The sequence below is a fragment of the Bacillus subtilis subsp. subtilis str. 168 genome (assembly GCF_000009045.1).
GTDB classification, from domain to species: Bacteria; Bacillota; Bacilli; order Bacillales; family Bacillaceae; genus Bacillus; species Bacillus subtilis.
This window is the reverse complement of the sequence record NC_000964.3, coordinates 4,113,327-4,134,185: the sequence shown is the minus strand read 5'-3', so window position 1 is coordinate 4,134,185 and position 20,859 is coordinate 4,113,327. Positions and strand designations below refer to the sequence as shown.

Sequence of the window (20,859 nt, the reverse complement as noted above, 5' to 3'; positions counted from 1 at the left end):
GGATGTTTGTATTGAAGGTACGTTTTTTACAAATTTCTGATTTGCATTTTCAGTTTCAAAATTATGACACTATTGTAATGAGAGATAAATTATTAGATTTTATAGAAGTTTTAAGAAGAGAGTCAGATTTTGATTTTTTATTATTAACTGGAGATATAGCACACAAAGGTGATGTGTATAACGAAGATGTTAAAGAATATCTTAATGGAATTATTAAAAGTATGGGATTAAGTAAGAATAACGTACACTTAGTGCCAGGAAATCACGATATATCTAGAGACATGACGAGGACACTTTTGATTGATAGTATTATGAAATCTCCTAACCCCTCAGAAATGTTGGATAAACTAGATCAAAAAGCTACAAATATATTAGTGGAAGGTCAAAGGAAATTTTTCGATTTTTATGAAGATTTTATGGGTGTTAAATATCCGGAAGAAGATTTGCATTTTTTGTATCAATCGGAGAAGTATAATGTTTTATCAATAAATACATGTCTGTTATCAGATAAAAAAGGTGAAGAAGGAACGTTATTAACTGCACAGATGAAATTATATAAAGCAATAAGGAAGATGAACAAAGAGAAAAATAAGGGCAAGGTATTAAATATAGCTATTGGGCACCATACGTTAGGTTGTATTGAATCTTCCGAAAGAGAATCAATAAAGGCACATTTTGATGATTACTTTATTGATCTATATTTGGCAGGACATGTACATGATTCTTCATTTAATATTACTGCAAATACAAATGAAAATCCATTCTTAGAATTAGTAAGTGGAGCCATTATAAAGGATGAGTATGCTACTCCAGAATTTATTTCGGTGGATGTGAATTTAGATAATGGCGAGACAGAAGTAACATACTACATTTGGAATACCGAATATAAATACTGGTCAAAAAACAACCAAGGAGGAAGGAGACTACAGGAAGGGAAGTTAAATTATAAGATTAATAGATTAGAGAGCCTTATTGAAAAAGAAATAGAAGATAACGATGATAAAATTGATGAAGATGAGTTTAAGAGCTTTATTATAGATTTTCATGAGTATAGAGAAAGTTATAAAACATTTACTAGTAATTTTGATAATCAAATTGGTTTAGATAAAAAATTTTATGATATGAAAAGTGGGGAAACTTTTAAACGGAAATTCGATAGTTATTCTGAGTATTTTGGTGTGATAAACCATATAATGGATTCCACTTCGTATGTAAGTGCTGATAAAAAGGAATTGATTGCTGAGACGATAGTAGACAAATATCTAGAGTTTCATAATCAATATAATAATGGAGATGAGATATTTGTAAAAATTGTTAATGAGATTTATCTAGAATGTCATTCAGTTTTACCATATTCAAAGGCTTTAACGAAAAAATACATTAAGATTTTAACATGTTGGTGCATTTATGAATGTGAGATTTTTAATGATAACAAAAGAAGTGTTAAGAATGATTGATCTTAAAATTGAAACAGCTGAAAATATTCTCAAATACTCTTATGTTTTATTAGAAAATGAGTTTAAAAACATTCAAATTGGAAATGATCTTATTCCTCTAGTGAATAATTCTCCTTTAAAAAAGGAAAAGGCGGAGAGGCCAGAAATGAATCATTTTTTATTAACTAAATATAATGCTGTGGAAGAAAATATTTTATACTCATCAAAGATACTTTATGAACTGTTAGAGAAGGAAAAACATATTGATCAACTTTTTCTTGATTATGCTAAGAGTCAAGGTATTATAATAAATTTGAATATTGAACGGATACTGTATTTATCGTTAACTTTTTTATATTCATTAGGTAAAGTTTCTTTTAATCAAAATATGATTAGCAGAACGGAGAGTTAGTGATTGTTATGATTATAAAAAATCTTTTTGTTTGCAATTCCCAAGAAATTTTGAAAGAGTATAAATTTAATGCTGTAGGAGTAAATATAATACTTGGTGAAAAGAGAGAAGATCATGAAGAGACTAATGGTGTAGGTAAGTCAACGATGATTGAATGCATCTCCTTTTTACTAGGGAAGACTATATCAAATTTTTATACGACAAATGAAATTCTTCTCAATAAAAACGTTTTTATTGTTTTGAATGTGGAAATTGATGGAAATCAAGTATTCCTTGCTAGATCTTTTAATTCTCCTAAACATGGTTATACATTACATGATACTTCTTTAACTTTTAATTTGGAGGAATGGAAAAAAGTTAGTATAAGTGTATATAAAAAATTTATTGAAAAGGAAATTTTAAAGGGTGAGAAAGAGGATATAACTTTTGCGGCGTTAAGGGAGTATATTATAAGAGACGAAAAGACAGGGTTTAATGATATAGTTTTACCGAATAGGGGAGGGTTAAAACAATATAAATTACTTAACTATCTTTTTACTTTACCAACTCATACAGAAAAAAACATAAAGGTTTTTCGGGATAAGATTGAAAAATTAAATAGTGAAATAAAATTGATTGAATCAATGAATATTAACATTGGCGATTTAAAAGTTAAGGAAGATGAATTAATAAATGAGATAGAGGATTACAATAGAGTTATCTATCAAACTAAGACTGCCAATAAATATAATAATGATACAAATAGGTACTCAGAAATTAAAAGTGAACTTAATAAAATACAAAATGAAATATTTGAAAATGAACATATTTGTAAACAATATCAAAGAAATATAGATGATTTAAATAAAAAAGTAACTAAGATTAAAGAATTAGAAAATATAGAAAAATTCTATGAAGATATTGTAGGTTTTTTTCCAGAGGAAGTAAAACAGAATTATAATAAAGTCCAAGAGTTCTATAATTTCATGGTAGAAAGTAGAGGGAGTTATTTTAAAGATAAAATTGTTAAAATACAAGCCGATTTAAAAAAACTTAATATCAAAAAGCAAGGATTAACAGAACAACTGGAATCAAGTGCCAGAATTTTAAAGAGTAACAATTTCATTGAGGATATTTCCATTGTGATGGAAGAACAAAGAAGGAAAGAAATAGAGTTAGCGGAAGTAAGATTGAGAATTAGTGACTACGATAAAAAAAACCATATTTTTGATAAGATTAATGAACTTCAACATGAAATATTAAGAGTTAATTCAATGTATTATGATGAGTTTCAATCTTATAGCGCTATAGTTAGTGAGTTAAAGAAGCTTTTTAATAATCTAATGGATGTTACATACAACCAACATGGATTTTTAGATTTTGAATATGATAATAGAATAAGTAACGCAAAACAATCAACTACAGGAAGGATCAAAATTTCTTGTTCTATACCGGATGAACGTTCACATGGTAGACTCCATATGAAGATAAATATATTTGATCTTACTTGGTTTTTATACAGGTGTATAAATAAGTGTAGTTTGAATATTTTAATTCATGACGGATCTTATTCTAATCCTGATCCTCATGTAAAAGGTACATTATTAAAACATATCAATTCAAGTCTGTTAGAGAATAGGATCGGACAATATTTTGTAACAATAAATAAAAATGAATTATTATTAGATGACCTTCAAGAATTAGAGTCGAAAGGTATGATTGTTGCAAAATTAGATAGAAACAATGAAGATAAAAATAGATTTTTTGGTTTTAGATTTTGACCAAATAATATTAAACTAGGGAGTTCTTATAGAACTTCCTTTTAACCTGTTTTAAAAATTCCCATAATGTCAAGGGTGTTTAAATTCAGTATATAATGAAACACCGTAATAACTTAACCTATAACAGAGTGATAAAATAGAACTTATGTCTTTTCTTATTCTTTCACTAGAAAAAATCTAGTACTTTGAATGTTGAAAAAGGTCCACCCTAGCGAGAGTTATATAGAATGGACTTTTTTTGAGTGCATTTTTTTACGGTTATGTCTACTAATGAGTGCCATAATAGAGGGAGAATATAGAACGGCTATATCGTGCATGTTCTCCATTGATAATTGTTTCAGTGTAATACCATATTATTTCGCAACCTCTTTCTCCGAATCATTACCCAATTACATTCTATAAGTATTAGTATTTCTTCCTTGTAGTATAATTGTCCAGCCATGAAAAAACTCCCCAAGGCAAACAGATTTTCTAAAATTCATCTATCTACTTTTAGGGGAGCAGCATATCACCATCCCTGAACCCCACACCCCTCACTTCATATACCGATACTCCCGCAAACTCTCTAAAATCGCAACTTCCTGCAACAATTCCTCACCCACATTCGTTTCCTTCACTTTCTTCCGCTCAAGCTCTTTGTCCACTAATCGTTTGACCGTTAAGACGTCGGTTCCGGTGCTTAGGACTTCTGCCTTGGAATTGAAGTGTTTATGGGCGACGAGCTGCATGCCGTAGGAGTTGTATAGCAGCGTGTAGCCGGCGATGCCTGTTGTGGATTGGTAGGCTTTGGAGAAGCCGCCGTCGATGACGATCATTTTTCCGTTTGCTTTGATTGGGTCTTCTCCTTCGATTTCTTTTACAGGTGTATGGCCGTTGATGATATGGCCGTGATCTGGATTGAGGCCGAATTCTGCCAGGATGTTTCGGCAGGTTGCCTCGTCTTCTCGTAAATAATAATACGGGTTTTTCTTCTCTTTATGCGTTTCCTTCTCTTTGATGAAATAGCGCTCAAATGTCGTCATGGCGCGTTTTCCGAAGAGGGAGGAGTATTCGCCTGTCCATAAATACCAAGCCATATCTGTCGCCAGGTCATCGGTTTCTTCCGGGTGGGCAAAGGCTTCCCGCAAGAATCGTTCAAATACATCGAGCAGCTCACGGCCCGCATACGGTTTATCCTCAATCATCATCGTTTCCATATTGCCGTTTTCATCAACTGGAATACAGCCGTGAATCAACAGGTTGCCGTTATATTTTAAATAAAGGCTGCCTTTTTTCATCATAAAATTCATATGGCGGCCCAGCTTTTCGGAATGCTGGACAGAGAATAGCAGCTTGTCTATGACTTCTGCTTCTTCTTCTAATAGCTGATCTGGCTGCTCCGGATTAATCGTCGCAAAGCAGGTGTTTTCCAGTTGATATGTTTTTCCGTTCAGCGTGATTTCATTTTTGTCATAGTCTATTTTCTCTAATAACAGCCGCTCTTCCATATTAAAGTTCGGCCGTCTCTTGATAATCGGGCTCTCAAGCTTGAATTGGATCATGGCAATCGCTTGATGGATTTTTGTGATTTGCTTAATCTCATCCTCTGGCCTGTTTTCGTCTGCTTTTGGACGGAACGCTGGATTATCATCATAATATTTTTCGGCCAGGTTCAGCAGCGGTCTCAGGTTGATGCCGTACACGTCCTCAATAATATCCAGGTTGTCGTAGCGGGCACAGATGCGGATAATATTGGCCAGGCACACTTTGGAACCGGAATAGGCGCCGATCCAAAGGACATCGTGATTTCCCCACTGAATATCGACAGAATGATAGTTGATCAGTTCTTCCATAATTCTATCCGGCTGCGGGCCGCGGTCATAAATATCGCCGACCACATGCAGATGGTCGACCACCAATCGCTGAACGCTGTAAGCAAGGCCGGTGATCAGCTTATCGGCTTGGCCAAGTTCAATGATCTGATCAATGATTTCGGAGTAATATTGCTCCTTGTTGCCAGCTTGTTCTGTTTTGTATAACAGCTCCTCCGTAATATAAGCAAATTGGGCAGGCAGTGCTTTGCGTAATTTGGAGCGGGTATACTTAGAGGAGCAATATGAAACGAGCTTAATCATTCGATGAATCGTTTCTTTATACCACTCGTTTAACGCTTCTTTCGCATCAAAGTCATGTTTGATTAATTTCAGTTTGTCTTCCGGATAATAGACCAATGCTGCTAATTCATCAATTTCTCTATCGTAAATGACACCGCTGAAGATGTCGCGTATCTTCTCTTTGACTCGTCCTGAACCATTGCGCAACACGTGCTGGAATGCCTGATACTCTCCGTGCAGATCACTGACAAAATGCTCGGTGCCTTTTGGCAGGTTCAATATCGCTTTCAAATTGATGATTTCTGTTACCACTTTTTCTTCACAATCGTATTTTTGTGCGAGTAGATCTAGGTACTTGCTTTCCAAAACCGTCCATCCCCTTTTTAGAATAAACCCCTCTTTATGAGCATGTGCATGATAAGGTGAATTTAAAAGTATGACATTATTTTTAAACATTGGACCTTTATATGATAGTACCGCATAACTGCTTTTAGAGACAATTAAAACGAGAGAAAGAGGTGCCAAATGGGGTAAGCAAGAGCTTAAAACAGCTTTTCAGTACAGGTTGGTTTAGGGTAAGATTGTTTGCCTCATTTCTTCCACTTAAAATCTGTATATCCCTTAACTAGTGTAGTCAATATTGATGTTTTACTTTTCATTACGAAGCTTTAAATCAAACTATGGCCTTTCATTCGGTATAGCTTAGAGGGGCTAGAGGACTATAGGCTTTATATACCAAGAATAGTGACATTTTTCAGATTTTTTAGGTACAATATATTGACATGTATTGAATGATATAGAATAATTGGTTTATATTAGAAAAGGAGGAGGGATAATATGAAAAAGGAAATCACTAACAATGAGACTGTGAAAAACTTAGAATTTAAGGGTCTATTAGATGAATCACAAAAGTTAGCAAAAGTGAATGATCTTTGGTATTTTGTAAAATCAAAAGAAAATCGCTGGATTCTTGGAAGTGGTCATTAATTAGAGGGGTACAAAGGAGAGTCTAACTCTCCTTTACCATTTGTTGGGGGATATTTCATGTATAATAAAACAGTATCAATCAATTTAGATTCAAGGTGTAATGCATCCTGTGACCATTGTTGTTTTTCTAGTTCACCAACTTCAACAACCAGGATGGAAAAAGAATACATAAGAGAGTTAGTAACTGAATTTGCAAAAAACAAAACCATTCAAGTGATTTCTTTTACAGGTGGGGAAGTTTTTTTAGATTATAAATTTTTAAAAGAACTAATGGAAATCATTAAACCATATGAAAAACAAATAACGTTGATCTCTAATGGATTTTGGGGTTTGAGCAAGAAAAAGGTCCAGGAGTACTTTCATGATATGAATTCTTTAAATGTGATAGCACTGACTATAAGTTATGATGAGTACCATGCTCCATTTGTCAAGTCTTCCAGTATTAAAAACATATTAGAACATAGCAGGAAATACCCTGATATCGATATTTCTCTTAATATGGCAGTTACCAAAGACAAAATGTCCAACCACATTTTAGAGGAATTGGGGGATTCAATCTTAGGTGTAAAGATAACAAAATTTCCAATGATATCAGTTGGCGCTGCTAAAACTAGAATTAAGCAAGAAAACATACATAAATTTTACAGTCTTGAAGATGAAGATTCCTTACATTGTCCCGGATATGACATTGTATATCATCATGATGGAGAAATTTATCCATGTTGTTCCCCTGCTATTTTTGAAACGAAAATAACCCTAAGGGAAGAATATAACCAAAGTTTCGAAAGAACCGTGGAAAAGTTAAATTCCAATTTGCTATTATTTATTCTTAGAAAAGAAGGATTCAAATGGTTTTTGAATATTTTAAAAGAAAATAACAAAATAGAGGAATTTGACATTCCTTATGAATTTTCCTCTATTTGTGGAGTTTGTGGTTCCTTATTCAACTCTGCAGAAAAAATAAACTACTTCTATCCTTATATGGAAAAATACTATAATGAAAATTTTAAAGTATGAAGATGAAAAATATGAAGTGCTTGTGCAAAACAACGTATTTATAAAAGACAAAAAAAGCGGAGAATACTATAAAAATAGTTTAAATTCTCTGTCAGATAAACAATTATTACGTTTTAAAATGTATAAAGAGAAAGTATCACCAAAGTTTTTTTATCTGTTCTTATCCTTTACGGCTCTCATGTTCATATTAAATTATATTCATTTAATAAAATTGCAAAATGGATTGTCCTCAGTATTTTACGGCTGGAAAATGTGGATAATTATAGTTATTTATTTTATAATGAATATAGTGCTTCATGAACTGGGACATATTTATTCCTTAAAATTTTTCGGGAAAAACTTTGATAAAGTGGGATTCAAACTGAATTTTTATGTATTTCCTGCTTTTTATGTCCAATTGAATGAAACCTACATGCTATCAAGAAATGAAAAGATAATCGTTCATTTATTTGGCTTGTTTATCAATTATCTTTTAATAAATACATTAGAATTAATAAATCAATTTACATTTTCCAGTGAAGCATTAACTATGGCATTTATGCTTTTCTCGTCTACTTTATTGTGGAACTTAATCCCAATATTGAATTCTGATGGTTACAAAATTCTTTTAGCTTTTCTGAGCTTAGATGAATATAGCCGTTTTAAGACAAATCATTGGTTAGTTCTTACGATTCAAATTATAGGGATTGGCCTTGCAGTGAATTCAGTTGTACATTGGATATTATATATTGTAAACTAGAGTAAAAGATCTCCAAATTAGCCATCTAAAAACATTTCTTTCGCTTCCGGATCGGAAACGAAAGAGGTACCTCAAAAGCTTAGACATTAGTAACAAATCACAAGGCAGAACATTTTATTATTATGCAAATATTTCCTAGGAGTATGTATATGAATATAGCGAATTACACTTTAAAAGTGAAAGGCAAAACGTTACTTCAGGACACCGACTTGCATTTTTCGAGCGGGAAAATTAATCACGTTGTCGGAAAAAATGGAGTCGGTAAATCACAGCTTGCTAAAGACTTTTTGTTGAATAATAGCAAAAGAATCGGCAGAGATATTCGTCAAAATGTTTCTTTAATATCCAGCTCGTCGAATATACCTAATGATGTTTCTAAGGACTTTTTATTACACTTTTTGAGTAAAAAATTTGATGCAAAAATGATAGATAAAATCGCATATTTACTTAATCTGGATAATATTGATGGAAAAGTTCTGATCAAAAATTTGAGTGATGGACAAAAGCAAAAATTAAAATTGCTCAGTTTCTTATTAGAGGATAAAAATATTATTGTTTTAGATGAAATAACGAATTCATTAGACAAAAAAACGGTTATAGAGATTCATGGCTTCTTAAACAAGTATATTCAGGAGAACCCCGAGAAGATTATCATCAACATTACACATGATTTGTCTGATTTAAAGGCGATAGAAGGGGATTATTATATATTTAATCACCAAGAAATTCAACAATATCATTCAGTGGATAAATTAATTGAAGTGTATATAAATGAGTAATAAAACAGTGGGGGCTTGAGATGAAATTAGAGTTTAAAAAGAGTATTAGCAACAAAGTTATCATTATTTTAGGAGCAATGTTTGTATTTTTATTTTTGCTGGGTTATTTTTTACTTGTTGGAATCGATAAAGTCAGTAATGTTACACCTGAAATGTTTTTCTTTAGCTCCTATACTGTTGCGACCCAGTTTGGTTTGATGTTATTTTCATTTGTTATAGCTTTCTTTATTAATAGAGAGTATTCAAACAAAAATATTCTCTTTTACAAGTTAATTGGAGAGAACATCTATACTTTCTTTTATAAAAAGATAGCTGTTTTATTTTTAGAATGTTTTGCATTTATAACGCTAGGCCTGCTAATCATATCGTTGATGTACCATGATTTTTCGCATTTTGCATTATTACTTTTTTTATTTTCTGCAGTTATACTGCAGTATATTCTAATTATCGGAACTATAAGCGTGTTATGTCCTAATATATTAATTAGTATAGGTGTCAGTATCGTTTATTGGATGACTTCTGTTATCTTAGTAGCTATAAGCAATAAAACGTTTGGTTTCATTGCTCCTTTTGAGGCAGGTAACACTATGTACCCCCGAATAGAAAGAGTGCTGCAATCTGATAACATGACACTTGGGAGTAATGATGTTTTATTTATTATTTTGTATTTAGTTTCAATTATTATCATAAATGCGATTGTCCTTCGCTTTTCTAAAACTAGATGGATCAAAATGGGCCTTTAATAAAGGGAGCTACTTCACAATGAAGTAGCTTTTTATGTGCACCTATATATCATTAACATCAAGATTAATGCATGTGACTGGCTGAGTTTGTTAAGGGAAGGATGTTTTTCTGTTTGCATCGCCCAAACTATTATTGTTTTTCTTTCACCATCTTTACAAAGAGGAAAAAGATAATGAATACGATAAAGTAGTTCATTGGATTCTTAACGATGCTCATCTCTAGTGAAATCTGTAAGAGTATCCAGAGCGCAAAGATGGCTAGTATGGCAGGAATGATAATTTTGTACATGTCGACCACCTACCGTAGTGAAGAGCCCTATAATAAAAAACTATTAGCCTGTACCACAAACTGCGACTGCTCATAATTATACGAAATCTTCGAGTAATCAAACGGCTGCCCATTTGTCAGGTGAAAAATACTTTCTATATACAGCTTCGGCAGTCCAGCCTCTAATCCCAAATATTCCGCTTCTTCCTCATTAAGCTGGCCCACGTGCAGAAACAAATCAGAAAAACCAATCTTCAACCCCAGTCCTTCCCGGATGTAATGGAAGATGGAGTGGGAGACGATTTCGTTGTTTAAATACGTCACGATGGATTTGGTGTAATAGGATTCTTCGTAGCAAAGGGTCTGGCCGTTGATGTAGCGGACCCTTTTGACATAGTAGATGTCCTCGTCCATTCCGATGTTCAGGTTTTCCGCCGCTTCCGGTGTTGGCTTTCTCACGTCCAGTTCGATGACTTTTGAGGTGACGTTGAAATCCTCGAGATCTTTTTTAAATCCCTGATTCGACAGAAGGCTGATATAGCCTTTTCGTTTATGTTTTCTGACGAAAATGCCGCTTCCTCTGACCTGAAAGATCGCGCCTTTTTGCTCTAATAGCTCGAGGGACTTTGTGATGGTGCTTTTGCTGACTTCAAACTGGGCCATGAGGGTTTCTAGGACTGGCAGTTTGTCTCCCTGCTGAAGCTGGTGTTCTTCTATATATGTTTCAATTTCCGTTGCGATTTGCTGGTATTTTAACATACGCATTCCTCATTTATTCGTTTAGTTTCACTTGTCAAAATTATAGCATAAACCGCTTACAATGATAGTTAGTGCGTAAATATTTTGTTTCGGAATTGATAAATTATACCGTTACAATTATAATGAAAGCGTAACCAAAACGAAGGGGTGGGTGAAATGTCGGGGAAAGTGAGAGATTATACGAGACTAGCAAAAGACATTTTAGAGGCCGTAGGCGGGGAAGAGAATGTGATTGGGGCTTCTCGCTGCGCTACCAGACTTCGATTGGTGCTGAAGCGGTCTACCCCTAAAGCGAAGGATATCGTGAAATCGATGCTACCATCCCGGCGTCATTACGGTTGTCATGGTTACGCCTACAAAGCATGCGATTGGCCTGCGTTCAGCGTCCGGCGTCGAATTGCTTGCGCACATCGGGCTGGATACGGTGACATTTGACGGCACGCCTTTTTCCTTGAAGGTAAAAGAAGGCGATACCGTCAAAAAAGGCGAAGTGCTTGTTGAGTTTGATAAAGCTTTCATTGAAGACATTGAGGAAAGTGCATTACATCAAAAAATATTTACAGTCGTAAGCTGAGGAGGAATTAAACATGGGAAACATGCCAAAGGATTTTTTATGGGGCGGTGCTTTAGCTGCCCACCAATTTGAAGGCGGATGGAATCAAGGCGGTAAAGGGCCGAGTGTCGTCGATGTGATGACAGCGGGTGCGCACGGCGTGCCGAGAAAAATCACTGACACGATTGAAGAAAACGAATTTTATCCAAACCATGAAGCCATTGATTTCTATCACAGATACAAGGAAGATATCGCTTTGTTTGCGGAAATGGGATTAAAATGTCTGCGGACGTCCATCGGCTGGAGCCGGATTTTTCCGAAAGGCGATGAGGCTGAACCGAACGAAGCTGGTTTGCAGTTTTATGATGATGTGTTTGATGAATTGCTGAAGCATGGGATCGAGCCGGTCATTACCCTGTCTCACTTTGAAATGCCGCTGCACCTGGCAAGAGAATATGGCGGCTTCAGAAACCGGAAAGTCGTGGACTTCTTCGTCAACTTCGCAGAGGCTTGCTTTACCCGTTACAAAGATAAAGTGAAGTACTGGATGACATTTAACGAGATTAACAACCAAATGGATGTGAACAATCCGCTGTTCCTATGGACGAATTCAGGTGTTGTGGTTGGCGAAAACGAAAACGCCAAGGAAGTCATGTATCAAACGGCGCACCATGAATTAGTGGCGAGCGCCTTAGCAGTGGCAAAAGGAAAAGACATCAATCCAGAGTTCCAGATTGGGGCCATGGTATCACACGTGCCGATTTATCCTTTCTCCTCCAATCCTGAAGATGTGATGCTGGCTGAAGAAGAAATGAGGCAGCGCTATTTCTTCCCTGATGTGCAGGTTCGCGGTTATTATCCAAGCTACGCGTTGAAGGAATTTGAACGCGAAGGCTACAACATCACATTCGAAGACGGCGATGATGAGATTTTAAGAAACGGAACCGTCGATTACTTAGGCTTCAGCTATTACATGTCAACAACTGTGAAAAGCGATGTGAAAAATGATAACACTGGCGATATTGTAAATGGCGGCTTGCCGAATGGTGTCGAAAATCCGTACATCACTTCGAGTGACTGGGGATGGGCGATTGATCCAACCGGGTTGAGATATACGTTAAATCGTTTTTATGACCGATACCAAATCCCGTTATTCATCGTTGAAAATGGCTTTGGCGCAGTGGATACGCTGGAGGAGGACGGCAAGGTTCATGATCCGGAACGCATTCAATATTTAAAATCGCATATTGAAGCATTGAAAAAAGCGGTCACGTACGATGGTGTTGATTTAATTGGCTACACGCCGTGGGGCATTATTGATATTGTCTCCTTCACAACTGGCGAAATGAAAAAACGCTACGGCATGATCTATGTTGATCGTGACAATGAAGGAAACGGATCCATGAAACGATATAAGAAAGACTCCTTTGAGTGGTATAAAAATGTCATTCAAACGAATGGTGAGGAACTATAAGAAGCGCTCGAATCGAGCACTTTTACCGTAGTGCCTGGTTCGGTTTTTTTCTGTAGAAAAAGAAAAATCCGCTATCCTGCCAATCTGGCAATATAGCGGATTTCTTATATTAGTTACGGATTAGGTAATCAAACGCGCCGAGGGCGGCAGTTGCACCTGATCCCATAGAAATAATAATTTGGTTGTACGCACTGTCTGTGCAGTCGCCGGCAGCAAATAAGCCTGGTACGCTTGTTGCGCCGTGTTTGTCGACAATAATTTCGCCCATGCGGTTGCGTTCAACCGTTCCTTCTAACCATTCTGTGTTTGGCACGAGACCGATTTGGACGAATACACCTTGAAGTTCAACGTGTTTTTCTTCGCCTGTTTCGCGGTCTACATATGTGATGCCGTTAACACTCTGATCACCTGTGATTTCTTTTGTTTGTGCGTTTTTCACGACAGTAACGTTAGGCAGGCTGTAGAGACGTTTTTGCAGGACTTCGTCTGCTTTCAGTTCCGGCGCGAATTCTAGTACAGTAACGTGATTGACAATACCTGCAAGATCAATCGCTGCTTCGATACCAGAGTTTCCGCCGCCGATTACCGCAACGTCTTTGCCTTCAAACAATGGCCCATCACAGTGCGGGCAGTATGCGACACCTTTGTTTTTGAACTCTTGTTCACCGGGGACGTTGACATTGCGCCAGCGTGCACCTGTTGAAAGGATCACTGTTTTACTTTTCAGGACAGCGCCGTTTTCGAGTTCAAGTTCGAACAGATCTTTCTTCTCAAGGCGTTTCGCACGCTGAAGGTTCATGACATCAATATCATATTCCTTCACATGCTCTTCAAGACTTGCCGCTAGCTTCGGTCCTTCCGTCGCTTTGACGCTGATGAAGTTTTCGATGCTCATGGTGTCGAGAACCTGTCCGCCGAAGCGCTCAGCGACAACACCAGTTCGGATGCCTTTACGTGCAGTGTAGATCGCTGCACTTGCACCAGCAGGTCCGCCTCCGACCACAAGAACGTCAAACGGCTCTTTGTCAGCAAACTCAGATGCATCTGTGCCGCTGCCCATTTTCGCAAGAATTTCTTCAAGCGTCATACGGCCGCTTCCGAAGGATTCGCCATTCAGGTAAACGGTCGGCACTGCCATGATGTTTTTGCTTTCAACTTCTGCTTTGTATGCTGCACCGTCAATCATCGTGTGCGTAATGTTCGGGTTCAGCACGCTCATCATGTTTAAAGCTTGTACAACATCAGGACAGTTGTGGCATGTCAGGCTGATATAAGATTCGAAGTGGTATTCACCACTGATCTTCTTCACCTGATCAATGACTTTTTGGTCTACCTTAGGCGGTCTGCCGCTCACTTGGAGCAACGCCAACACTAATGATGTGAATTCGTGGCCCAGAGGGATACCGGCGAAAGTCACGCCAGTGTCTTCTCCGACACGATTGACACTGAAGCTCGGCGTTCTGTTTAATTCAGCTTTTTCAACTGAAATTTTCGATGACATGGAAGCCAGCTCATCAACGAGAGCCAGCATGTCCTTAGAAGTGTCATCTTCGCCTGCGCTAACTTTGAGAACAATGTCATTCTCAATTAGCTGCATATATTGATTTAATTGTGCTTTGATATTTGCATCAAGTACCAATTGAATGCACTCCTTAGATTTTACCTACTAGATCAAGGCTAGGTGTAAGAGTTTCGCCGCCTTCTTCCCATTTAGCCGGGCAAACTTCACCTGGGTTTTGACGAACGTATTGAGCTGCTTTTACTTTGTTTACAAGGTTGCTTGCGTCACGGCCGATACCGCCTGCATTGATTTCAACAGTTTGGATAACGCCGTCTGGATCGATGATGAATGTTCCGCGGTCAGCAAGGCCAGTTTCTTCGTCAAGAACATCGAAGTTGCGAGAGATCGTTTGAGATGGGTCACCGATCATTGCGTAAGTGATTTTGCTGATTTTTTCAGAGCTGTCATGCCAGCCTTTGTGTACGAAGTGAGTATCTGTAGAAACAGAGTATACTTCAACACCTAATTCTTTAAGTGCAGCATATTGTTCTTGAAGATCTTCAAGCTCAGTTGGGCATACGAAAGAGAAATCTGCTGGGTAGAAGCAGAATACGCTCCATTGGCCTTTCAAATCTTCGTTTGTTACATCGATGAATTCACCGTTTTTGAATGCTTTTGCTTCGAATGGAAGTACTTCTTTACCGATTAAAGACATAATGTATATTCCTCCTAAAAATGTATTAGAAAGCATAATCGCTTTCAATAATAATTCTAATTATATATGAATTATTAATTAATATATATTTTTTGTCAAGCCATAACCTACTTTTTTTCATCTTAATAAAGGTGTGACAGGTAGGATTTAGGCATTTCTTTTATAATAAATGAGAGGCTGATTCTCAATTAGATAAGGTTTTCAGGGACTTTTGTAAATCAGAATGCCAGGCCGTTTTGGCATTTGAACATTTTATGACACCATGGTCAAGGGCAAAGGACAATGGCCAAAAGCAGAATAGAACGGAACAGCAATCTGCTGTCACATGATGATCTTGGGGATTGTTTCTAGCTATTATTGTATCACTGTTTATGATATTTAAAACATAACTTATGTCTTCTGTTGTTTGGGATAGAAGAAAAAAACACGGTTCAGTTGAAACTGACCGTGTTTTTAATACAGGTTATTCAGACCAATTCGTATGGAAGACGCCGTCCATATCAGTCCGTTCGTACGTGTGAGCGCCAAAGTAATCGCGCTGTGCCTGCAAGAGGTTCGCATTGGAACGCCCTGTGCGGTAGCCGTCGTAATAAGAGAGCGCGGTAGTTAAGCATGGGAAAGAGATTCCGGTGCTGATACCCTCGCAAACGACTTTTCGCAGGCCTGTTTGATAGGCATGGAGCTTATCTGTGAAATAAGGCGCGATCAGCAGGTTAGCCAGATTTGGCTGCTCACTGAATGCTTCGCTGATCACGTTTAGGAAATCAGCGCGGATGATGCAGCCGCCTCGGAAAATCAAGGCGATGTCTTTGAGCGGCAGATTCCAGCCGTAAAGCTCAGATGACATCTTATATTGGGCAAAGCCTTGTGCATAGGCGCATACTTTCCCCATGTAAAGAGCCTGTCTGACGTATTCAATCCAAGTGTCTTTATCCAAGTGTTTTTCTTCGGCTTCCGGGCCTGCTAATACATCTTGAGCTGCCATCCGTTCTTCTTTTAAAGATGACAAGTAGCGGGCGAACAAGGACTCTGTGATGATCGTGGACGGGATGCCGTTATCAATCGCCTGCATGCTCGTCCATTTTCCGGTGCCTTTTTGGCCGGTTTTATCAAGGATGACATCGATCAGAGGCTGTCCTGTTTTTTCGTCTTTTTTGCGTAAAATCTCAGCTGTAATCTCTATTAAATAGCTTTTCAGCTCACCTTGATTCCATGTTTCAAAAATAGATGCAATTTCATCTAGCGGCAGACGAAGCGTTTCTCTTAGAAACGTATAAGCTTCTGCAATCAGCTGCATGTCGGCATATTCAATGCCGTTGTGCACCATTTTTGTAAAGTGCCCTGCCCCTTTTGGTCCGATATAGACACAGCAAGGGTCATCTCCGACTTGGGCTGCGATTTTCGTCAGGATAGGAGCGGCTTTCTCATAGACGTCGCGATCTCCGCCCGGCATGATGGAAGGCCCTGTTAACGCACCGACTTCACCGCCGGAAATGCCGACTCCCAGGTAGCCGATCCCTTTTTCCTTCAGCTCGTCATATCTTCTTTCTGTGTCTTCATAGTGGGAGTTTCCTCCGTCCATGATGACGTCGCCTTCTTCAAGCAAAGGCTTTAATGATTGGATGACGGAATCTACGGGTTTTCCCGCTGTGACCATCAAAAAGATTTTTCTTGGTTTTTCTAACGATTGAACAAAGTCCTCAAGCTCGTAATACGGGCTGAGAGATTGTCCATCCAGCTTTTGGATAAGCTGGTCCGTTAAATCTCTGGTGTAATTATAGACAGCGACGTTTTCGCCTTTATTTGCCATGTTTAAGGCGATGTTGCTTCCCATTACGCCTAAGCCTATGACACCAATCGAATTGAACATGTGTTACAGCTCCTTCTTAATTTCATACAACTAAACTTAACAATAAAATGAATCCCAGTCCAGCAACGGAAATAATGGTTTCCAGCAATGTCCATGTGGCGAATGTTTCTTTCATGCTTAATCCGAAGTATTCCTTGAACATCCAGAAGCCGGCGTCATTGACGTGTGAAGCGATGACACTTCCGGCTCCTGTTGCGAGTACGACTAACGCCAGGTTAACATCAGAATGGCCCAATAACGGAATGACCAGACCTGTTGTGCTTAGTGCGGCAACAGTCGCCGATCCTAGAGAAATGCGCAGGATCGCTGCGATGAGCCATGCCAGAATGATTGGCGATAATGCCGTTCCTTTGAATAAGTCTGCTACGTAATCGCCGACACCGCCGTTGATCAGCACTTGTTTGAAGGCGCCGCCTCCTCCGATGATCAAAAGCATCATGCCGATTTGTGAAATGGCAGTTGAACAAGAATCCATCACGGTTTTGACTGGAATGTTGCGCTTGATGCCCATTGTATAGACTGCGACCAATAACGAAATAATCATAGCAGTCGATGCGTTTCCAATCAATCTGATAAAAGCTAAAACTCCGTTATCTGCAAACCCGATTGTTTCTTGAAGCAGGTCGATAATGGTCGCGACCGACATGATGATAATCGGGAGCATTGCAGTAAAGACACTGATTCCAAAGCCGGGTGTTTCTTCAAGGTTAAATGTTTTTTGTGTGCCGAGTGATGCAATATTGCCGTTTTTCGCAAATGATGCAGGAACGATTTTTTTCGCGAACTTTGTAAATAACGGCCCTGCAATGAGCACTGTCGGAACAGCAACGATAAAGCCGTACAGCAGCACTTCTCCAATGTTTGCGCCATACTCACCGGCGATCGCCGTAGGTCCCGGGTGCGGCGGCAGGAAACCGTGTGTGACGGATAGTGCCGCGACCATCGGGATTCCGAGAAATAAAATAGAAATCTTCAATTCTCTTGAAATCGCAAAGACAATCGGAATTAATAGAACCAGTCCTACTTCAAAAAATAACGCAATCCCAATAATGAATGAGGCAATGACAACGGCCCATTGAATATTTTTCTCACCGAATTTGTTGACGAGCGTCATCGCAATGCGCTGTGCGCCTCCTGAATCCGCGATCAGTTTGCCCAGCATCGCACCGAGTCCGAAGATGAGCGCGATGTGGCCAAGAGTCCCCCCTATTCCTGCTTCGATGGAGCTGACAACTTTATCGAACGGCATCCCGAGTGCCAGTGCCACGCCGAACGATACGACCAGCAGGGAAATAAATGTGTTTAATTTTAAGCCCATAATCAGAAATAGTAATGCTAAGATCCCAAGTGCAACGATGATTAACGGCATGGTAATGCCCTCCCCTTCATGTCATGTACTATTTGTGTGTGATTAAGCCCCTCTGATAATCTGCAATTTGTGTATATTGATTTTCTAATAATCTTGATAGATTGATGAAAATCGGCATTAATGTTCTGTATTCCTTGGCTGAGTCTTCGATCGGCGTATGTCTGTATGTGCTGCCGATCATATCGGACACGGCGTCGAAAGAATCGATTTTTCCTGTTGCATACAGGCCTAAAATGCAGGCGCCGAGACATGAGCTTTCGTAGCTTTCCGGAACGACAACCTCTGATTCGAAGATATCCGACATCATTTGGCGCCAAACCTCCGACCTTGCAAAACCCCCTGTCGCTTGGATGCGGGTTACCGGGCCATCCATGCATTCAGTTAACGCCAAGAACACCGTGTACAGGTTGTAAATGACGCCTTCCAATGCCGCGCGTATCATATGCTCTTTCTTATGCGACATGGTCAAGCCGAAAAATGAGCCGCGTACATCCGGATTCCACAACGGAGCGCGTTCTCCGGCGAGATATGGGTGGAACAGCAGACCGTCAGAACCGGGTCTGACGCGTTGGGCAATTTTCGTCAGCACGTCATATGGATCAATGCCCAGCCGTGTCGCTGTTTCGATTTCGGAGGAGGCAAACTCGTCTCTGATCCAGCGAAGGACGATGCCCCCATTGTTCACAGGTCCCCCAATAACCCAATGCTTGTCCGTCAAGGCATAGCAAAAAATTCTCCCTTTTTCATCGGTTTGCGGCTTGTCAATAATCGTCCGAATGGCACCGCTTGTACCGATGGTGACGGCGATTTCACCCTTTTTAATGGCGTTGACGCCGAGGTTGGACAGCACGCCGTCGCTGGCGCCGATGACAAAAGGCGTTTCCGGATCGATTCCCATTTGGATCGCTATTTCCGGGCTGCAGTGCTGAAAGATCTCGGTTGTCGGCACGAGTTTGGATAAGTGATCCGGCGTGATGCCTGCGATGCGCAGTGCCTCTTCGTCCCAATCCAAGCCCTTCAGGTTCATCATGCCTGTCGCTGATGCCAATGAGTAATCGATGACATACTCATTGAACAGCTGTTTAAAAATGTATTCTTTGATGCCGATATATTTTTTTGCCTTGGAAGCGATTTCTTTTCTTTCATTCGTGATCCAGGCAATTTTACTTAACGGTGCCATCGGATGAATCGGTGTTCCCGTCCGTTTGTACACCTCATGTCCGTTCAATTCCTCTTTGATCTTATGCGCCCAGCCTTCACTTCTGTTGTCGGCCCATGTAATGCATGGCGTCAGCGGCTTGTCATTTTCGTCGATTGCAATGACGCTGTGCATGGCGCTGCTGAACGAAATGAAAGAGATCCGTTTTTCGGGATGCTGTTTTGTAATTCTCGCTGTTGTATGGATGACTGCCTGAAAAATCTCTTCCGGATTTTGTTCAGCTGTTGAGATGTCCGGTGTATAGAGCGGGTAGCCGATGCTTTCTTTCTGTACCACATCTCCGTTTTCACTGAACAGCACAGCTTTTGTGCTTGTCGTGCCGATATCGATTCCTAACATATAACTAGTCATTGTTGTATTCAGCTCCTTTTGCCAGCATTTGTTGTGAGAGCCATAGGTCTTCTACCTTATCCTGCACATCATCAAAGTTTTGGTGAAGAGACTGAATCATCAGCGCCCTATCCTTTGTTTTGATGGCTTGAATATAAAGCTCGTGGTTATCTAAAATCCTTGTGAAGTCTTCATACTTTTCCTTTAACCGTACCCGCATCGATAAAAGAATAAAGCTTTCCATGACGGGTTTTAGATTGTTCCAGATCATCTGAATGTATGAATGATCAATCGCTCGGATAATCGTTTCATGGAACAGCACATCTTGAAATGAAAATTCGTCAGCATCCTCATATTTGATTGAGACTTTCATCATTTCAAGAATTTTGCTGAGATCCTTAACTAAAGGCTCAATGTCTATTTTGACAAGCCGTTCAAAGACAAATGTTTCTAATAGTAACCGCACATCATAAATTTCCGCGATTTTCTTCTCAGTTAAACCAATTACGACCGCTCCCATTCGTTCTAAGCGGATGATTTTTTCGGATGCGAGTATTTTTAGCGCTTCGCGAACCGGCGAACGGCTTACTGAAAACTCGGCGGCGATTGTATTTTCTGATAAAATGGTACCGCTTTCAATCAGACCTGAAACGATCCGCATTCTCAGCTCGTATGCGACACGAACTCCGGTTGACGCTTTTGAGAGCCATTTTGCGGGATACAACAGGTCTTTGGAGTCTAGCATACACTCACCTTCCTCACTCAAGGAGTATACTTGTATACAAGTATGATAACGTGAATATTTCTTTTATGCAAACACTTTCATTTCTAATTT

19 protein-coding genes are annotated in these 20,859 nt (G+C 38.9%); 10 read left to right on the top strand and 9 right to left on the bottom strand.

The annotated features are described in order from the left end of the window. Nucleotides 1-11: 11 nt before the first annotated feature. The 3 genes from yydB to yydD are packed head-to-tail and all read left to right on the top strand — an operon-like array spanning nucleotide 12 to nucleotide 3,608. Nucleotides 12-1,457: a putative phosphohydrolase gene (yydB, locus tag BSU_40220; protein NP_391902.1), complete on the top strand. Its 1,446-nt coding sequence runs from the start codon at nucleotides 12-14 to the stop codon at nucleotides 1,455-1,457. Continuing rightward, nucleotides 1,450-1,848 carry a hypothetical protein gene (gene yydC / locus BSU_40210; protein ID NP_391901.1) on the top strand — a complete coding sequence of 133 codons (399 nt, stop codon included), beginning with the start codon at nucleotides 1,450-1,452 and terminating at the stop codon, nucleotides 1,846-1,848. The genes yydB and yydC overlap by 8 nt, the downstream gene beginning before the upstream one ends. Then, nucleotides 1,848-3,608, top strand: coding sequence for a putative DNA wielding protein (yydD, locus tag BSU_40200; protein NP_391900.1), 1,761 nt, complete (start codon nucleotides 1,848-1,850; stop codon nucleotides 3,606-3,608). The genes yydC and yydD overlap by 1 nt, the downstream gene beginning before the upstream one ends. A 533-nt stretch (nucleotides 3,609-4,141) precedes the next feature. Here yydD and fbp read toward each other — a convergent pair. After that, nucleotides 4,142-6,067, bottom strand: a complete 1,926-nt coding sequence (gene fbp, locus BSU_40190; RefSeq protein ID NP_391899.2) for a fructose-1,6-bisphosphatase — start codon at nucleotides 6,065-6,067, stop codon at nucleotides 4,142-4,144. Between the two features lie 471 nt (nucleotides 6,068-6,538). On the opposite strand from fbp, the gene liaD reads away from it, so the two are divergent. From liaD to liaM, 5 genes are all read left to right on the top strand, one after another. Then, the gene (gene liaD, locus BSU_40180; RefSeq protein ID NP_391898.1) at nucleotides 6,539-6,688 is read left to right on the top strand and encodes a precursor of exported modified peptide (epipeptide) controlling LiaRS activity; all 150 of its coding nucleotides are present in this window, start codon (nucleotides 6,539-6,541) and stop codon (nucleotides 6,686-6,688) included. Nucleotides 6,689-6,745: 57 nt separating this feature from the next. Beyond that, nucleotides 6,746-7,705 carry an AdoMet radical amino acid epimerase modifying factor LiaD gene (liaE, locus tag BSU_40170; RefSeq protein NP_391897.1) on the top strand — a complete coding sequence of 320 codons (960 nt, stop codon included), beginning with the start codon at nucleotides 6,746-6,748 and terminating at the stop codon, nucleotides 7,703-7,705. Beyond that, nucleotides 7,686-8,444, top strand: a complete 759-nt coding sequence (liaK, locus tag BSU_40160; protein NP_391896.2) for a membrane metalloprotease acting on modified factor LiaD — start codon at nucleotides 7,686-7,688, stop codon at nucleotides 8,442-8,444. Before liaE ends, liaK begins: the two co-directional genes overlap by 20 nt. 149 nt (nucleotides 8,445-8,593) lie before the next feature. Beyond that, complete coding sequence (gene liaL, locus BSU_40150) at nucleotides 8,594-9,223, top strand: ABC transporter for regulatory peptide LiaD* (ATP-binding protein) (RefSeq protein ID NP_391895.1); 630 nt, start codon at nucleotides 8,594-8,596, stop codon at nucleotides 9,221-9,223. A gap of 20 nt (nucleotides 9,224-9,243) precedes the next feature. Then, nucleotides 9,244-9,966, top strand: coding sequence for a permease for export of regulatory peptide LiaD* (gene liaM / locus BSU_40140; RefSeq protein NP_391894.1), 723 nt, complete (start codon nucleotides 9,244-9,246; stop codon nucleotides 9,964-9,966). 130 nt (nucleotides 9,967-10,096) lie between these two features. On the opposite strand, the gene yyzN is transcribed toward liaM, so the two are convergent. Both yyzN and yydK read right to left on the bottom strand, forming a co-directional pair. Beyond that, a complete protein-coding gene (gene yyzN / locus BSU_40139) occupies nucleotides 10,097-10,255 on the bottom strand; it encodes a hypothetical protein (RefSeq protein ID YP_003097799.1) in 159 nt (52 codons plus the stop codon). Between the two features lie 27 nt (nucleotides 10,256-10,282). Beyond that, complete coding sequence (gene yydK / locus BSU_40130) at nucleotides 10,283-10,993, bottom strand: putative transcriptional regulator (GntR family) (RefSeq protein NP_391893.1); 711 nt, start codon at nucleotides 10,991-10,993, stop codon at nucleotides 10,283-10,285. 343 nt (nucleotides 10,994-11,336) lie between these two features. Here yydK and ptsJ point away from each other — a divergent pair, with 343 nt between their 5' ends. Further along, nucleotides 11,337-11,567 (top strand): glucose phosphotransferase system enzyme IIA component, encoded by a 231-nt coding sequence (ptsJ, locus tag BSU_40120; protein NP_391892.1) that lies wholly within the window; start codon nucleotides 11,337-11,339, stop codon nucleotides 11,565-11,567. Nucleotides 11,568-11,580: 13 nt separating this feature from the next. Beyond that, the gene (gene bglA / locus BSU_40110) at nucleotides 11,581-13,020 is read left to right on the top strand and encodes an aryl-6-phospho-beta-glucosidase (protein NP_391891.1); all 1,440 of its coding nucleotides are present in this window, start codon (nucleotides 11,581-11,583) and stop codon (nucleotides 13,018-13,020) included. A gap of 109 nt (nucleotides 13,021-13,129) precedes the next feature. On the opposite strand, the gene ahpF is transcribed toward bglA, so the two are convergent. The 6 genes from ahpF to gntR all read right to left on the bottom strand — a co-directional run bounded on the left by ahpF (nucleotide 13,130) and on the right by gntR (nucleotide 20,769). Beyond that, nucleotides 13,130-14,659: an alkyl hydroperoxide reductase (large subunit) gene (ahpF, locus tag BSU_40100; protein NP_391890.1), complete on the bottom strand. Its 1,530-nt coding sequence runs from the start codon at nucleotides 14,657-14,659 to the stop codon at nucleotides 13,130-13,132. Between the two features lie 13 nt (nucleotides 14,660-14,672). Further along, a complete protein-coding gene (gene ahpC / locus BSU_40090; protein NP_391889.1) occupies nucleotides 14,673-15,236 on the bottom strand; it encodes an alkyl hydroperoxide reductase (small subunit) in 564 nt (187 codons plus the stop codon). Nucleotides 15,237-15,699: 463 nt separating this feature from the next. Beyond that, nucleotides 15,700-17,106 (bottom strand): 6-phosphogluconate dehydrogenase (NAD+-dependent), encoded by a 1,407-nt coding sequence (gene gntZ / locus BSU_40080; protein ID NP_391888.1) that lies wholly within the window; start codon nucleotides 17,104-17,106, stop codon nucleotides 15,700-15,702. 22 nt (nucleotides 17,107-17,128) lie between these two features. Further along, the gene (gene gntP / locus BSU_40070; RefSeq protein ID NP_391887.1) at nucleotides 17,129-18,475 is read right to left on the bottom strand and encodes a gluconate/proton permease; all 1,347 of its coding nucleotides are present in this window, start codon (nucleotides 18,473-18,475) and stop codon (nucleotides 17,129-17,131) included. Between the two features lie 28 nt (nucleotides 18,476-18,503). Further along, on the bottom strand, nucleotides 18,504-20,045 hold the full coding sequence (gntK, locus tag BSU_40060) for a D-gluconate kinase (protein NP_391886.1): 1,542 nt from the start codon (nucleotides 20,043-20,045) through the stop codon (nucleotides 18,504-18,506). Further along, entirely contained in the window at nucleotides 20,038-20,769 is a 732-nt protein-coding gene (gene gntR, locus BSU_40050; RefSeq protein ID NP_391885.1) for a transcriptional regulator (GntR-gluconate), read from the bottom strand. The genes gntK and gntR overlap by 8 nt, the downstream gene beginning before the upstream one ends. Nucleotides 20,770-20,859: the final 90 nt, after the last annotated feature.

What these genes read in the sequence shown, in the direction of transcription:
- liaD (NP_391898.1), top strand. Translation starts at nt 6,539, where the DNA reads ATGAAAAAGGAAATCACTAACAATGAGACTGTGAAAAACTTAGAATTT.
- gntP (NP_391887.1), bottom strand. Translation starts at nt 18,475, where the DNA reads ATGCCGTTAATCATCGTTGCACTTGGGATCTTAGCATTACTATTTCTG.
- gntZ (NP_391888.1), bottom strand. Translation starts at nt 17,106, where the DNA reads ATGTTCAATTCGATTGGTGTCATAGGCTTAGGCGTAATGGGAAGCAAC.
- gntK (NP_391886.1), bottom strand. Translation starts at nt 20,045, where the DNA reads ATGACTAGTTATATGTTAGGAATCGATATCGGCACGACAAGCACAAAA.
- yyzN (YP_003097799.1), bottom strand. Translation starts at nt 10,255, where the DNA reads ATGTACAAAATTATCATTCCTGCCATACTAGCCATCTTTGCGCTCTGG.
- liaK (NP_391896.2), top strand. Translation starts at nt 7,686, where the DNA reads ATGAAAATTTTAAAGTATGAAGATGAAAAATATGAAGTGCTTGTGCAA.
- bglA (NP_391891.1), top strand. Translation starts at nt 11,581, where the DNA reads ATGGGAAACATGCCAAAGGATTTTTTATGGGGCGGTGCTTTAGCTGCC.
- liaM (NP_391894.1), top strand. Translation starts at nt 9,244, where the DNA reads ATGAAATTAGAGTTTAAAAAGAGTATTAGCAACAAAGTTATCATTATT.
- liaL (NP_391895.1), top strand. Translation starts at nt 8,594, where the DNA reads ATGAATATAGCGAATTACACTTTAAAAGTGAAAGGCAAAACGTTACTT.
- ptsJ (NP_391892.1), top strand. Translation starts at nt 11,337, where the DNA reads ATGGTTACGCCTACAAAGCATGCGATTGGCCTGCGTTCAGCGTCCGGC.
- yydK (NP_391893.1), bottom strand. Translation starts at nt 10,993, where the DNA reads ATGTTAAAATACCAGCAAATCGCAACGGAAATTGAAACATATATAGAA.
- gntR (NP_391885.1), bottom strand. Translation starts at nt 20,769, where the DNA reads ATGCTAGACTCCAAAGACCTGTTGTATCCCGCAAAATGGCTCTCAAAA.
- ahpC (NP_391889.1), bottom strand. Translation starts at nt 15,236, where the DNA reads ATGTCTTTAATCGGTAAAGAAGTACTTCCATTCGAAGCAAAAGCATTC.
- yydC (NP_391901.1), top strand. Translation starts at nt 1,450, where the DNA reads ATGATTGATCTTAAAATTGAAACAGCTGAAAATATTCTCAAATACTCT.
- liaE (NP_391897.1), top strand. Translation starts at nt 6,746, where the DNA reads ATGTATAATAAAACAGTATCAATCAATTTAGATTCAAGGTGTAATGCA.